The organism is Pseudomonas sp. NFACC24-1 (genome assembly GCF_900115235.1).
GTDB classification, from domain to species: domain Bacteria; phylum Pseudomonadota; class Gammaproteobacteria; order Pseudomonadales; family Pseudomonadaceae; genus Aquipseudomonas; species Aquipseudomonas fluorescens_AA.
Map to the genome: position 1 here is coordinate 1 of NZ_FOVS01000050.1, position 14,561 is coordinate 14,561.

14 protein-coding genes and 1 pseudogene are annotated in these 14,561 nt (G+C 62.1%); 13 read left to right on the forward strand and 2 right to left on the reverse strand.

All coding sequences use genetic code 11. The annotated features are described in order from the left end of the window. The 7 genes from BM317_RS28120 to BM317_RS28150 form a co-directional block, all read left to right on the forward strand. Positions 1–339: OprD family outer membrane porin (locus BM317_RS28120; protein WP_139236081.1), on the forward strand; the 339-nt coding region annotated here is incomplete at its 5' end. A 144-nt stretch (positions 340–483) separates the two neighbouring features. Further along, positions 484–1,305, forward strand: a complete 822-nt coding sequence (locus BM317_RS28125; protein ID WP_092171906.1) for an NAD-dependent epimerase/dehydratase family protein — start codon at positions 484–486, stop codon at positions 1,303–1,305. A 42-nt stretch (positions 1,306–1,347) separates the two neighbouring features. Further along, on the forward strand, positions 1,348–2,253 hold the full coding sequence (locus tag BM317_RS28130) for an SMP-30/gluconolactonase/LRE family protein (protein ID WP_092477048.1): 906 nt from the start codon (positions 1,348–1,350) through the stop codon (positions 2,251–2,253). A 57-nt stretch (positions 2,254–2,310) separates the two neighbouring features. Continuing rightward, on the forward strand, positions 2,311–3,279 hold the full coding sequence (locus tag BM317_RS28135) for a TRAP transporter substrate-binding protein (protein WP_092477050.1): 969 nt from the start codon (positions 2,311–2,313) through the stop codon (positions 3,277–3,279). Between the two features lie 77 nt (positions 3,280–3,356). Then, complete coding sequence (locus BM317_RS28140) at positions 3,357–3,884, forward strand: TRAP transporter small permease (RefSeq protein WP_092171919.1); 528 nt, start codon at positions 3,357–3,359, stop codon at positions 3,882–3,884. Then, complete coding sequence (locus BM317_RS28145) at positions 3,884–5,164, forward strand: TRAP transporter large permease (protein ID WP_092171923.1); 1,281 nt, start codon at positions 3,884–3,886, stop codon at positions 5,162–5,164. Before BM317_RS28140 ends, BM317_RS28145 begins: the two co-directional genes overlap by 1 nt. Before the next feature lie 217 nt (positions 5,165–5,381). Continuing rightward, a complete protein-coding gene (locus tag BM317_RS28150) occupies positions 5,382–6,251 on the forward strand; it encodes an aldose 1-epimerase (protein WP_092477052.1) in 870 nt (289 codons plus the stop codon). 41 nt (positions 6,252–6,292) lie between these two features. On the opposite strand, the pseudogene BM317_RS30560 reads toward BM317_RS28150, so the two are convergent. Then, positions 6,293–6,385 (reverse strand): annotated as a pseudogene (locus BM317_RS30560) (sulfite exporter TauE/SafE family protein); the annotation flags it as partial. Positions 6,386–6,551: 166 nt separating this feature from the next. Between BM317_RS30560 and BM317_RS28160 the strand changes: the two are divergent. Then, positions 6,552–7,415, forward strand: a complete 864-nt coding sequence (locus BM317_RS28160) for an MBL fold metallo-hydrolase (protein ID WP_092171937.1) — start codon at positions 6,552–6,554, stop codon at positions 7,413–7,415. A gap of 87 nt (positions 7,416–7,502) precedes the next feature. Here the strand turns inward: BM317_RS28160 and bkdR are convergent, their stop codons facing one another. Further along, complete coding sequence (gene bkdR, locus BM317_RS28165) at positions 7,503–7,991, reverse strand: Bkd operon transcriptional regulator BkdR (RefSeq protein WP_003202929.1); 489 nt, start codon at positions 7,989–7,991, stop codon at positions 7,503–7,505. A 192-nt stretch (positions 7,992–8,183) separates the two neighbouring features. Here bkdR and BM317_RS28170 point away from each other — a divergent pair, with 192 nt between their 5' ends. The 5 genes from BM317_RS28170 (at position 8,184) to BM317_RS28190 (ending at position 14,413) form a co-directional block, all read left to right on the forward strand. Then, positions 8,184–9,419, forward strand: coding sequence for a 3-methyl-2-oxobutanoate dehydrogenase (2-methylpropanoyl-transferring) subunit alpha (locus tag BM317_RS28170; RefSeq protein WP_092171941.1), 1,236 nt, complete (start codon positions 8,184–8,186; stop codon positions 9,417–9,419). 1 nt (position 9,420) lies between these two features. After that, positions 9,421–10,479 carry an alpha-ketoacid dehydrogenase subunit beta gene (locus tag BM317_RS28175; protein WP_018605866.1) on the forward strand — a complete coding sequence of 353 codons (1,059 nt, stop codon included), beginning with the start codon at positions 9,421–9,423 and terminating at the stop codon, positions 10,477–10,479. After that, a complete protein-coding gene (locus tag BM317_RS28180; RefSeq protein WP_092171946.1) occupies positions 10,480–11,760 on the forward strand; it encodes a dihydrolipoamide acetyltransferase family protein in 1,281 nt (426 codons plus the stop codon). An 11-nt stretch (positions 11,761–11,771) separates the two neighbouring features. Beyond that, positions 11,772–13,157: a dihydrolipoyl dehydrogenase gene (lpdA, locus tag BM317_RS28185; RefSeq protein ID WP_092171951.1), complete on the forward strand. Its 1,386-nt coding sequence runs from the start codon at positions 11,772–11,774 to the stop codon at positions 13,155–13,157. A 236-nt stretch (positions 13,158–13,393) separates the two neighbouring features. Beyond that, on the forward strand, positions 13,394–14,413 hold the full coding sequence (locus BM317_RS28190) for a branched-chain amino acid aminotransferase (protein WP_092171955.1): 1,020 nt from the start codon (positions 13,394–13,396) through the stop codon (positions 14,411–14,413). Positions 14,414–14,561: the final 148 nt, after the last annotated feature.

Below are 14,561 nucleotides of genomic sequence, written 5' to 3' on the forward strand. Positions count from 1 at the left end.
ACCAGCGGCGGCACCCTGGCCAACGACAGCTACAACTCCAGCTACGACAACGCCAAGGAAAAATCCTGGCAACTGCGCCACGACTTCAACTTCGCCGCCGTCGGCGTGCCGGGCCTGACCCTGATGAACCGCTACATCAGCGGTGACAACGTGCACACCGCCACGGTCGACGATGGCAAGGAATGGGGTCGGGAAAGTGAGCTGGCCTACACCGTGCAGAGCGGCGCGCTGAAGAGCCTCAATGTGAAGTGGCGTAACTCGACGATGCGCCGGGATTTCAGCACTAACGAGTTCGATGAGAACCGTATTTTCATCAGTTATCCGATCAGTTTGTTGTAAGGCGGTGGGTGGGCCTGCTGGTGAGGGGGCGGCTGGGCCGGCGCCTTCGCGAGCAGGCTCGCTGCCACAAGGAAAGGTCACCCTTTGCCCGCGGTCATATGGCCTATACAACGGATATCACTCACTGTTTGCTCAGGTAATGCCATGACGACGACACCGATTCGCCACCCCCTCAATCGCCTGCTACTGACCGGCGCCGCCGGCGGCCTGGGCAAAGTCCTGCGCGAGCGCCTCAAGCCTTTCGCCCGTCACATCCGGCTGTCGGACATCGCCAACATGGCCCCGGCCATCGATGAAAGCGAAGAAGTGGTGCCGTGCGACCTGTCGGATAAACAGGCCGTGCACCGATTGGTGGAAGGTGTCGACGCCATCCTGCATTTCGGGGGTGTCTCGGTGGAGCGTCCGTTCGAAGAGATTCTCGGCGCCAACATCAGTGGCGTGTTCCACATCTACGAAGCGGCGCGCAAACACGGCGTCAAGCGGGTGATCTTTGCCAGTTCCAACCACGTCATCGGCTTCTACAAGCAGGACGAAGCCCTCGACGCCCTCTCCCCTCGCCGTCCGGATGGCTACTACGGCCTGTCCAAGTCCTACGGTGAAGACGTCGCCAGTTTCTACTTCGATCGCTACGGCATCGAGACCGTGAGCATCCGCATCGGCTCTTCGTTCCCCGAACCGCAGAACCGTCGGATGATGAGCACTTGGCTGAGCTTCGACGACCTCACCCAACTGATCGAATGCTCGCTCTACACACCAAAGGTCGGCCACACCGTGGTCTATGGCGTGTCCGCCAACCGCGACGTCTGGTGGGACAACAGCCACGCCGCGCACCTGGGTTACCAACCCAAGGACACTTCCGAGATTTTCCGCGACAAGATCGAAGCCCAGCCAATGCCGGCGGCCGATGACCCGGCCAGGATCTACCAGGGCGGTGCCTTCGTGGCCGCCGGCCCGTTCGACGACTGATTGGCCCGGTGCCATGGGATACGAACGTACAAAGGAATCACCATGCAAGCCGAATTGATTGTCGATGCACGCAACGCCGTCGGGGAGAGCCCGGTGTGGGTCCCCGAGGAAAACGCCCTGTATTGGGTGAACATCCCCAGCGGTGGCCTGCAACGCTGGAATGCCAGCAGCGGAAAAATCCAGGGCTGGGAAGCCCCCGAAATGCTTGCCTGCATCGCCCGTCACCAGGACGGCGGCTGGATCGCCGGCATGGAAAGCGGTTTCTTCCGTCTGCACCCCCATGACGACGGCAGCCTGGACAGCGAACGCTGCGGGAGCGTCGAGCACAGCCGCGTCGACATGCGCCTCAACGATGGCCGTTGCGACCGCCAGGGCCGCTTCTGGGCCGGCAGCATGGTGCTGGACATGGGCGCCAACGCTGACGAAGGCCGGATGTACCGCTTTGGGGCCGGGCAACGCAGCCCGGTCGAGGCGCAACTGAGCGGTTTCATCGTGCCCAACGGCCTGGGTTTTAGCCCGGACGGGCAGACGATGTACCTCTCGGATTCACACCCATTGGTCCAGCGGATCTGGGCTTTCGATTACGACATCGACAGCGGCACGCCGTCCAACCGGCGGCTGTTCGTCGACATGATGCCGTTGGCCGGGCGCCCGGACGGCGCGGCGGTAGACGCCGAAGGTTGCTACTGGATCTGCGCCAATGACGCCGGTCTCATTCATCGCTTTACCCCGGATGGCCGGCTGGATCGGTCGCTGGCGGTGCCGGTGAAGAAACCGACGATGTGCGCCTTTGGCGGCAGCCGCCTGGACACCCTCTTCGTCACCTCGATCCGCCCCGGCGACGACACCGATCCGCATTCCCTGGCCGGTGGCGTGTTCGCCCTCAACCCCGGCGTCAAAGGCCTGGCCGAACCCGCTTTTGGAGGGCTGAAACACGCCGCGAAATGATCTGCTTCACCGCTTTGCTGAATGAGCCATAAAAAAACAACAAACTGGAGATGGACCATGAATTTCAAACGTACGCTTCTGATCGCAGCCCTCCCCCTGGCCTTCCTGGCCCAGGCGGCCCATGCCCTCGACCTCAAGATCGCCGACATCCACCCAAAGGGCTACCCGACCGTGGTCGCCGAGGAACACATGGGTGAAACCCTGACCAAAGAAAGCAACGGCGAACTGAAATTCAAATACTTCCCGGGCGGCGTCTTGGGTTCGGAAAAAGAAGTCATCGAGCAAATGCAGGCCGGTGCGATCCAGATGTCCCGTGTCAGCCTCGGCATCGTCGGCCCTGTGGTGCCGGACGTGAACGTGTTCAACATGCCGTTCATCTTCCGCGACCAGGCCCACATGCGCGCCGTTATCGACGGAGCGGTGGGCGATGAGATCCTCGACCGCATCACCAACTCTGAATTCGGCCTGGTGGCACTGGCCTGGATGGACGGCGGTACGCGCAACCTCTACACCAAGAAACCGGTGCGCAAGCTCGAAGACCTCAAGGGTATGAAGATCCGCGTCCAAGGCAACCCGATGTTCATCGAAACCTTCAACGCCATGGGTGCCAACGGCATCGCCATGGACACCGGCGAGATCTTCAGCGCCTTGCAAACCGGCGTGATCGACGGTGCGGAAAACAACCCACCGACCATGCTCGAGCACAACCACTACCAGAACGCCAAGTTCTACAGCCTGACCGGTCACCTGATCCTGCCCGAGCCAATCGTGATGTCGAAAATCACCTGGGAAAAACTCACTCCGGCGCAACAGGACATGGTTAAAAAAGCTGCCAAGGCGGCCCAGGCTGAAGAGCGCGTGCTGTGGGACAAGAAGTCGGGTGAGAGTGAAGAAAAACTCAAGGCGGCTGGCGTCGAGTTCATCACCGTCGACAAGAAACCTTTCTACGACGCCACCGCGCCGATCCGGGCCAAGTACGGCGCGCCGTATGCCGACCTGATCAAGAAAATCGAAGCCGTGCAGTAAGCCCCCCTCAATCTGTATCCATGAAAAAGGCCCTGCGCGCCGGATGTTATGGGCGCGCCTGGTTACGGTGAAACCCGATGAAGAATTTGCTGCTGCGTATCAACGATAAAATCTACATGACGTGCATCTGGGTGGCCGGCCTTTCTGTCCTTGCCGTTGCGCTAATGATCCCCTGGGGGGTGTTTGCCCGCTACGTGCTTGGCTCAGGCTCGAGCTGGCCGGAACCTACCGCGATTCTACTCATGATCGTATTCACCTTCATCGGCGCCGCCGCCAGCTACCGCTCCGGCTCGCATATGGCCGTCGACATGGTTACCTCTCGCATGCCCCCGCACCTGAAAACCGCCGCGTCGGTTGTCTCTCAGCTGTTGATGGCAGCCGTGTGCATTTTCATGACCGTGTGGGGCACCAAGCTGTGCATGACCACTTGGAATCAATTCATGAGCGCTATCCCTACCCTGCGCGTCGGCATCACGTACATGCCGATACCGATCGGTGGCTTCCTGACGTTGATTTTTGTGCTGGAAAAACTCTTGCTGGGTGATCAAAGCCAGCGTCGGGTCGTGCAGTTCGACCTGGTTGAAGAAAACGAAGGTGCCGCTTAATGGACGCTCTGATTCTGCTGGGCAGTTTTTTGCTGTTGATCCTGATCGGCATGCCGGTCGCCTACGCGCTGGGCGCTGCCGCCCTGATCGGGGCGTGGTGGATCGATATTCCGTTCCAGGCCATGATGATCCAGGTAACGGGCGGTGTGAACAAGTTCTCGCTGCTGGCCATCCCCTTCTTCGTCCTGGCCGGTGCGATCATGGCCGAGGGCGGTATGTCCCGCCGCCTGGTGGCATTCGCCAGTGTATTGGTAGGCTTCGTGCGCGGCGGCCTGTCATTGGTCAACCTCGTGGCCTCGAGTTTTTTTGGCGCAATCTCCGGTTCCTCGGTAGCCGATACCGCTTCGGTCGGTTCGGTGCTGATCCCGGAAATGACACGCCGGGGCTATCCGCGTGATTACGCCACCGCCGTCACCGTCAGTGGTTCGGTGCAAGCGCTGCTGACGCCGCCCAGCCACAATGCGGTGCTGTACTCCCTCGCCGCTGGCGGCACCGTTTCCATCGGGTCGCTGTTCATGGCCGGCATCGTCCCCGGCATCATGATGAACCTCTGCCTGATGGCGCTGTGCCTGGTTTTTGCGAAAAAGCGCAACTACCCCAAAGGTGAAGTGATCCCGCTCAAGGAAGCGTTGAAGATTTGCAAGGAAGCCATGTGGGGCATGATGACCTTGTTCATCATCCTCGGCGGCATTCTCTCGGGCGTTTTCACCGCCACCGAATCGGCCGCCATTGCTGTGGTGTGGGCATTTTTCGTGACCATGTGCATCTACCGCGACTACAAATGGAGCGAGTTGCCGAAACTGATGCACCGTACGGTACGCACCATCTCCATCGTGATGATCCTGATCGGCTTCGCCGCCAGCTTCGGCTACATCATGACGCTGATGGAAATCCCGGCGAAGATCACCACCGCGTTCCTGACGCTGTCGGACAACCGCTATGTGATCCTGATGTGCATCAACGTGATGTTGCTGCTGCTGGGCACCGTGATGGACATGGCGCCGCTGATCCTGATCCTGACGCCGATCCTGATGCCGGTGATCGTGGGCATTGGTGTGGACCCGGTGCAGTTCGGCATGATCATGCTGGTGAACCTGGGGATCGGCCTGATTACCCCACCGGTGGGCGCAGTGCTGTTCGTGGGCTCGGCCATTGGCAAGGTCAGTATCGAAAGCACTGTCAAGGCCCTGCTGCCGTTCTACGCCATGTTGTTCGTGGTGCTGCTGCTGGTGACTTACATCCCCGCCATTTCCCTTTGGTTGCCGCATCTGGTGTTGTAACAAACGACAAAGTCCCATTGTCGCGTGGGGATCTATCCCCGTTGGGCTGCACAGCAGCCCTAAAGCCCAGACCTCGGTGTATCAGACAGATCGGGGTTACTGGTTTTGGGGCTGCTACGCAGCCCAGCGGGGATAAATCCCCTCGCCACAATTTGGGTTCACAAACAGACATCCAATTCTCTGCATAACAGCCTTTCCTCTTTAGCAGACGACTCCCATGACGCCACCCCTTCTCCACCTCGAAGACGAACTGACCCGTCTCACCCTGGCCCCGCACCTGGGCGCCAGCCTGGTCGACTGGACGTTGCGCAGTAACGGCGCCCCGCTACTGCGCCCGCCAGCGCCCCACGCGTTGGAAAACGGCCTGCCTGGCAAGCTCGGTGGCTTCCCGTTGATTCCCTGGTCGAACCGGATCGCCCACGGCGGCTTCGACTGTCCCGGCGGCTGGCTGGCCCTGGAGGCCAACAGCCCCAACGATCCGTTTCCGATCCATGGCAGTGCGTGGCAACAACCGTGGCAGGTGATCGAGCACAGTGCCCAGGAAGCGTTGCTGCAACTCGACAGCCAACAGCCGTTCGCCTACCGTGCCAACCTGCGGGTCCGTCTGAGCGGCGGCCAGTTGCAGCTCGCAATGCACGTCACCCACATGGCCGAACAGGCCGCGTGGCACGGGCTGGGCTTGCACCCGTACTTTCCACGCACCGCCGCCACGCGCCTGCAAACCCGCGCCAACGAGGTCTGGATGTGCGACGCGACAAAACTGCCCACGGAACTGACCAACATTCCTGAACACTGGGATTTCCAGGCGCTCCGTTTACTGCCGGACACGCTTGTCGACAACGGCTTCGGCGGTTGGGACGGGCAGTGCCTGATCCAGCAACCGGACCTGGGTTATGAACTGCAATGCCAGGCCAGCGGCAGCGACTATTTCCTGCTCTACTGCCCCGTGGGCCTGGACTTCTTTTGCATCGAACCGGTCAGCCATCCGGTCAACGCCCATCACCTGCCGGGGCGGCCGGGGTTGCGCTTGCTGGAGCAAGGGCAATCGGTGGCGCTGGGGTTTTCGATGCAATGCAGGTTGCTGTAACACCATTCCCCGGTTGGGGGCTGGAGACATGGACACTTTGTGGCCTGGGTCATGCTCCAGCCCAGGCCCAACACCAACGCCGGCACCTCCAGGATGCTGCCACCCGCCCCCGTCAGGCCAAGGACCAGGCCCATGACCACACCAAAAAACTTGCCAGTAACATTCAGGTTCTCTCAAGCCGCGCACACCTGTGGGCAGGTGTGATCGCATTTGCAGGACGCCTTGGCCCTCACTAAGCTGCGGACCATATGTTGTAAACCTCAAGCGTAGCAACCGCTTCTTCCCCACAGGTCCGCTGTCATGCCCGCGCAGATCCAGAGTTTTCTCGACCCCGCCTCCAAGACCTATACCCATGTTGTGTATGAACACGATGGCGGGCACTGCGCGGTGGTCGATCCGGTGCTCGACTACGATCCGGCCTCGGGCCGCAGCGGCACCGCGCAGGCGGATCGGGTGATCGCGTTTGTGCGGGAACATCGACTGACGGTGCAATGGCTGCTGGAGACCCACGCCCATGCCGATCACCTGTCCGCCGCGCCTTATCTACGTCGGGAGCTGGGCGGCAAGATCGCCATCGGCGAGTCCATCGGCCAGGTGCAGAACGTGTTCAAGACCCTGTTCAACCTGGAGCCGCACTTCGCCGTCGACGGTTCGCAATTCGACCGCCTGTTCGCGCCCGACGAGTCCTTCCTGATCGGCAACCTCAAGGCCACCGCCCTGCACGTGCCCGGCCACACCCCGGCGGACATGGCCTACCTGATCGACGGCGACGCGATCCTGGTGGGCGACACGCTGTTCATGCCCGACGTAGGCACCGCCCGTTGCGACTTCCCCGGCGGCAATGCCCATCAGCTCTACGCCTCGATCCGCAAGCTGTTGGCCTTCCCCGCCGGGGTACGGCTGTATGTGTGCCACGACTATCCACCGGAGGAACGCGAGCCCCACTGCATGAGCACCGTGGGTGAGCAGCGCCAGCACAACATTCATGTCCGCGATGGCATCGATGAGGCTTCGTTCGTGGCCATGCGTACCCAGCGCGACAAGACACTGGGCATGCCGACGCTGCTGTTGCCGGCGATCCAGGTGAATGTGCGGGCCGGCCATCTGCCGCCGGCCGAGGACAATGGCGTGACGTACCTGAAGATTCCGATCAATCAATTTTAAGATCAAAAGATCGCAGCCTTCGGCAGCTCCTACATTGTGAATGCGATCCTCCTGTAGGAGCTGCCGAAGGCTGCGATCTTTTGATGTTCAGGTTCCTAAGGTCAACCCATTGGCCGGCAACGGCAGCGCGGTCTTGTAGCGCACCTGCTTGAGGGCAAAGCTCGAACGGATGTTCGCCACCCCCGGGACCTTGGTCAGGAAGTCCATCATGAACCGCTCCAGCGACTGGATGGTCGGCACCAGCACGCGGATCAGGTAATCCGGATCGCCGGCCATCAGGTAGCACTCCATCACCTCCGGTCGGTCGGAAATCGCCTCCTCGAAGTGCTGCAACGCCTCCTCCACCTGCTTCTCCAGGCTCACATGGATGAACACGTTGACGTGCAGTCCCAGCAGGTCGGCATCCAGCAGCGTGACCTGCTCGCGGATCACGCCCAACTCCTCCATCGCCCGCACCCGGTTGAAGCACGGCGTCGGCGACAGATTGACCGAACGGGCGAGATCGGCGTTGGTGATGCGGGCGTTTTCCTGAAGGCTGTTCAGAATGCCGATGTCGGTGCGATCCAATTTACGCATGAGACAAATAATCCTGTTTTTTATCGTTGTGCAGATTTTTTATCTGCAAATGATCTGAACAGCAAGCTAACAGAGAAAAATATTCTTCTTCGTCGAGCCTATGATTGTTGTAGGACAATTTCCCCTACCCGGGGACATTCGTCAGCTAGCGCGCCCACTACAAGAAATTCACAAGATCGAGCGTAGAAAGCCATGAACCCAGCGTACGAACCGCTACGCCTGCACGTCCCCGAACCCTCGGGCCGTCCCGGCTGCAAGACCGACTTTTCCTACCTGCATCTGTCCGATGCCGGCACGGTGCGCAAACCTCCCATCGACGTCGAACCCGCCGACACCGCCGACCTGGCCCGCAGCCTGATCCGCGTGCTTGATGACCAGGGCAATGCCTTGGGCGACTGGGCGGCGGACATTCCCGTCGAGATCCTGCGCAAAGGCATGCGCGCCATGCTCAAGACACGTATCTACGACAACCGCATGGTGGTCGCCCAGCGCCAGAAAAAAATGTCGTTCTACATGCAAAGCCTTGGCGAAGAAGCCATCGGCAGCGGCCAGGCCCTGGCGCTGAACATCGATGACATGTGCTTTCCCACCTACCGCCAGCAAAGTATCCTGATGGCCCGCGAGGTGCCGCTGGTGGACCTGATCTGCCAACTGCTGTCCAACGAGCGCGATCCGCTCAAGGGCCGGCAATTGCCGATCATGTACTCGGTCAAGGACGCCGGTTTCTTCACCATTTCCGGCAACCTCGCCACGCAATTCATCCAGGGCGTGGGCTGGGGCATGGCCTCGGCGATCAAGGGCGATACCAAGATCGCCTCGGCCTGGATCGGTGACGGCGCCACCGCCGAATCGGACTTCCACACCGCCCTCACCTTCGCCCACGTCTACCGGGCGCCGGTGATCCTCAACGTGGTCAACAACCAGTGGGCGATTTCCACCTTCCAGGCCATTGCCGGCGGTGAAGCCACGACGTTCGCCGGACGCGGCGTCGGTTGCGGCATCGCCTCCCTGCGTGTCGATGGCAACGATTTCATGGCGGTCTACGCCGCCTCGCGCTGGGCCGCCGAACGTGCCCGCCGCAACCTCGGCCCGGCCCTGATCGAATGGGTCACCTACCGCGCCGGTCCGCACTCCACCTCGGACGATCCCTCCAAGTACCGCCCCGCCGATGACTGGAGCCACTTCCCGCTGGGCGATCCGATTGCCCGTCTCAAGCAGCACATGGTCAAGATCGGCCAGTGGTCCGAAGAGGAACATGCGGCGGTCAGCGCCGAACTCGAAGCCGAGGTGATCGCCGCGCAGAAGGAAGCCGAACAGTACGGCACCCTCGCCGGCGGACAGATTCCCAGCGCCGCGACCATGTTCGAAGACGTCTACAAAGAGATGCCGGAGCACTTGAAGCGCCAGCGTCAGCAGTTGGGGATCTGACATGAACGATCACAACAACAATATTGCGTTGGACACCGCCATGACCACTACCACCATGACCATGATCCAGGCCCTGCGCTCGGCCATGGACGTGATGCTCGAGCGCGACGACAACGTCGTGGTGTTCGGCCAGGACGTGGGCTACTTCGGCGGCGTGTTCCGCTGCACCGAAGGCCTGCAGAACAAGTACGGCACTTCGCGGGTGTTCGACGCACCGATTTCCGAAAGCGGCATCGTCGGCGTGGCGGTGGGCATGGGCGCCTACGGGCTGCGGCCGGTGGCCGAGATCCAGTTCGCCGACTACGTCTACCCGGCGTCGGACCAGATCATTTCCGAGGCGGCACGCCTGCGCTATCGCTCGGCCGGCGAGTTCACCGCGCCGATGACCCTGCGCATGCCCTGCGGCGGCGGCATCTACGGCGGCCAGACCCACAGCCAGAGCATCGAGGCGATGTTCACCCAGGTCTGCGGCCTGCGCACCGTGATGCCGTCCAACCCCTACGACGCCAAGGGCTTGCTGATCGCTTCCATCGAAAACGATGACCCGGTGATCTTCCTCGAACCCAAGCGCTTGTATAACGGCCCGTTCGACGGCCACCACGATCGCCCGGTAACCCCGTGGTCGAAACACCCCTCGGCCCAGGTGCCGGACGGTTACTACACCGTGCCGCTGGACGTCGCCGCCATCACCCGTCCGGGCAAGGACGTGACGGTTCTCACCTACGGCACCACGGTCTACGTCTCTCAAGTGGCGGCCGAAGAAACCGGCATCGACGCCGAAGTCATCGACCTGCGCAGCCTCTGGCCGCTGGACCTTGAGACCATCGTCAAATCCGTGAAGAAAACCGGCCGCTGCGTGGTTGTCCACGAAGCCACCCGCACCTGCGGTTTCGGCGCCGAACTGGTGTCGTTGGTGCAAGAACACTGCTTCCACCACCTGGAAGCGCCCATCGAGCGTGTCACCGGTTGGGACACCCCCTACCCGCATGCGCAGGAGTGGGCGTATTTCCCTGGGCCGTCCCGAGTGGGCGCGGCGTTGAAACGGGTCATGGAGGTCTGAATGGGCACGCACGTTATCAAGATGCCGGACATCGGCGAAGGCATCGCCGAAGTTGAACTGTCGGTGTGGCACGTCAAGGTCGGTGACATGGTGGTCGAAGACCAGGTACTGGCCGATGTCATGACCGACAAGGCCATGGTCGACATCCCCTCACCGGTGCATGGCCGGGTCATCGCTCTGGGTGGCGAGCCCGGTGAAGTCATGGCGGTGGGCAGTGAACTGATCCGCATTGAAGTCGAAGGTGCGGGTAACCTGAAAGAATCGGCCCAACAGGCGCCAACGCCAACGCCAGCGCCGGCTGCGCAGGCACCGAAGCCGGCGCCCGTGGCGACACCTGAACCGGTACTGGAAAAAACCGCCGCGCCGCGCTGCGCCCCGCAAGCGCCTGTGGCCCGCGACCCCGACGAGCGCCCACTGGCCTCGCCGGCCGTGCGCAAACACGCGCTGGACCTGGGCATTCAACTGCGCCTGGTCCAGGGCAGCGGCCCGGCCGGGCGGGTCCTGCACGAAGACCTCGAAGCCTATCTGGCCCAGGGTCCGTCGTCCCAAGCCAAGGGCGGTTCGGGTTATGCCGAACGCCACGACGAGCAGCAGATCCCGGTGATCGGCATGCGCCGCAAGATCGCCCAGCGCATGCAGGAAGCGACCCAACGCGCGGCCCATTTCAGCTATGTCGAGGAAATCGACGTCACGGCCCTGGAAGAGCTGCGGGTTCACTTGAATGAAAAACACGGCGCCAGTCGCGGCAAGCTGACCTTGCTGCCGTTCCTGGTCCGCGCCCTGGTCGTGGCCCTGCGGGACTTTCCGCAGATGAATGCCCGCTACGACGACGAAGCCCAGGTCATCCATCGCTCAGGCGCGGTGCATGTGGGCGTCGCCACCCAGAGCGACGTTGGCCTGATGGTGCCGGTGGTGCGTCACGCCGAAGCCCGTACCCTGTGGGACAGCGCGGCGGAAATCGCCCGCCTGGCCACGGCAGCGCGCACGGGCAAGGCCAGTCGCGATGAACTGTCCGGCTCGACCATCACCCTGACCAGCCTCGGTGCCCTCGGCGGCATCGTCAGCACGCCGGTGCTGAACCTGCCGGAAGTGGCGATTGTCGGCGTGAACAAAATCGTCGAGCGGCCCATGGTGATCAAGGGTCAGATCGTGATCCGCAAGATGATGAACCTCTCCAGCTCCTTCGATCACCGGGTGGTCGACGGCATGGACGCGGCGCAATTCATCCAGGCCCTGCGTGGCCTGCTCGAACAACCCGCCACGCTGTTTGTGGATCAATAATGGGAGCAGGTATGCAACAGACTTTGAACACCACACTGCTGATCATCGGCGGCGGCCCCGGCGGCTATGTGGCGGCGATCCGCGCCGGCCAACTGGGCATCCCGACCATCCTGGTGGAAGGCCAGGCGTTGGGCGGGACCTGCCTGAACATCGGCTGCATCCCGTCCAAGGCGTTGATCCATGTGGCCGAGCAGTTCCACCAGACCCGACACCACAGCCAGGGCTCGGCCCTGGGCATCACGGTGGCGGCGCCAACGCTGGACATCGGCAAGAGCGTGGAATGGAAGGACGGTATCGTCGATCGCCTGACCACCGGCGTCGCAGCATTGCTGAAAAAGCACAAGGTCCAGGTCATTCATGGCTGGGCCAAGGTGATCGATGGCAAGACGGTCGAGGTCGGCGATACCCGCATCCAATGCGAACACCTGCTGCTGGCCACCGGTTCGAAAAGCGTCAACCTGCCGATGCTGCCACTGGGCGGGCCGATCATTTCCTCCACCGAAGCCCTCGCCCCCACTTCGGTGCCCAAGCACCTGGTGGTAGTCGGCGGCGGCTACATCGGCCTGGAGCTGGGCATCGCCTATCGCAAGCTCGGTGCCGAGGTCAGCGTGGTCGAGGCCCAGGAGCGGATCCTGCCCGCTTACGACGGCGAGCTGACGCAACCGGTGCACGAGGCGCTCAAGCAGTTGGGCGTGAAGCTGTACCTCAAGCACAGCGTCGAAGGGTTCGATGCCCAGGCCAGCACCTTGCAAGTGCGCGATCCCAATGGCGACACGCTGAACCTGGACACCGACCGGGTGCTGGTGGCGGTCGGGCGCAAACCCAATACCCAGGGCTGGAACCTTGAAGCGCTGGACCTGGCGATGAACGGTTCGGCGGTGAACATCGACAGCCGTTGCCAGACCAGCATGCGCAACGTCTGGGCCATTGGCGACCTGAGCGGTGAACCGATGCTCGCCCACCGGGCCATGGCCCAAGGCGAAATGGTCGCCGAGCTGATCGCCGGCCAGCATCGGGAATTCAACCCGACCGCCATCGCCGCGGTGTGCTTCACCGACCCGGAACTGGTGGTGGTCGGCAAGACGCCGGACGAGGCCAAGGCTGCCGGGCTGGACTGCCTGGTTTCGAGCTTCCCGTTCGCCGCCAACGGTCGGGCCATGACCCTGGAATCGAAAAGCGGTTTCGTCCGGGTCGTGGCACGCCGGGACAACCACTTGATCGTGGGCTGGCAAGCGGTCGGCGTCGGCGTGTCGGAGCTGTCCACCGCGTTTGGTCAGTCCCTGGAAATGGGGGCGCGCCTGGAAGACATCGCCGGCACCATCCATGCCCATCCGACGCTGGGCGAGGCCGTGCAGGAAGCGGCGTTGCGGGCGTTGGGGCATGCGTTGCATCTGTAAAGATGGAGTCCACCGCCAAGGATCGTTCCCATGCTCCGCGTGGGAATGCAGCCAGGGACGCTCCGCGTCCCAAAGCCGAACACGGAGCGTCCGTTGAAGTATTCCCACGCGGAGCGTGGGAACAATCATGTCAGTGAGGCTGCGAAACAGCCCCGGAATGAAGTATTGTTGTTCCCATCCAAAAAACGTCAGAAGCCTTGAACCGTTTCGACGGTTGTTAAGCAATAGAGGGTGTCATGGGTAACGAGAGCATCAATTGGGACAAACTGGGCTTTGACTACATCAAGACCGACAAGCGCTACCTGTCGCACTGGCGCGATGGCGCCTGGGACGCGGGCACCCTGACCGACGACAACGTGCTGCACATCAGCGAGGGCTCCACAGCCCTGCACTACGGTCAGCAGTGCTTCGAAGGCCTGAAGGCCTATCGCTGCAAGGACGGCTCGATCAACCTGTTCCGCCCGGACCAGAACGCCGCCCGCATGCAGCGCAGCTGCGCCCGCCTGCTGATGCCGCAGGTCGACACCGAGCAGTTCGTCGAAGCCTGCAAGCAAGTGGTTCGCGCCAACGAGCGCTTCATCCCGCCGTATGGCACCGGCGGCGCGCTGTACCTGCGCCCGTTCGTGATCGGCGTGGGTGACAACATCGGCGTGCGCACCGCGCCTGAGTTCATCTTCTCGATTTTCTGCATTCCGGTCGGCGCCTACTTCAAGGGCGGCCTGACCCCGCACAACTTCCTGATCTCCAGCTTCGACCGCGCCGCCCCGCAAGGCACCGGTGCGGCCAAGGTCGGTGGCAACTATGCCGCCAGCCTGATGCCCGGCTCCCAGGCCAAGAAGGCCAGTTTCGCCGACTGCATCTACCTGGACCCGATGACCCATTCGAAAATCGAGGAAGTCGGCTCGGCCAACTTCTTCGGCATCACCCACGACAACAAATTCGTCACCCCAAGATCCCCTTCGGTCCTGCCGGGCATCACTCGCCTGTCGTTGATCGAACTGGCCAAATCGCGCCTGGGCCTGGAAGTGATCGAAGGCGACGTGTTCATCGACAAGCTGTCGGACTTCAAGGAAGCCGGCGCTTGCGGTACCGCGGCGGTGATCACCCCGATCGGCGGCATCAGCTACAAGGACAAGCTGCACGTGTTCCACAGCGAAACCGAAGTCGGCCCGATCACCCAGAAGCTCTACAAAGAGCTGACCGGCGTGCAGACCGGCGACGTGGAAGCGCCGGCGGGTTGGATCGTCAAGGTTTGACCTCCCCGGCAGCATCAGGGCTTTCATGACGAGGGAGCCTGCTCCCTCGAACCCGTAAGAGCGGTGCAGAAGCTAGCTGTGTAGGAGCTGACGAGTGAAACGAGGCTGCGATCTTTCCCGAGACACTTGAGTCCCAAGCGAAAGATCA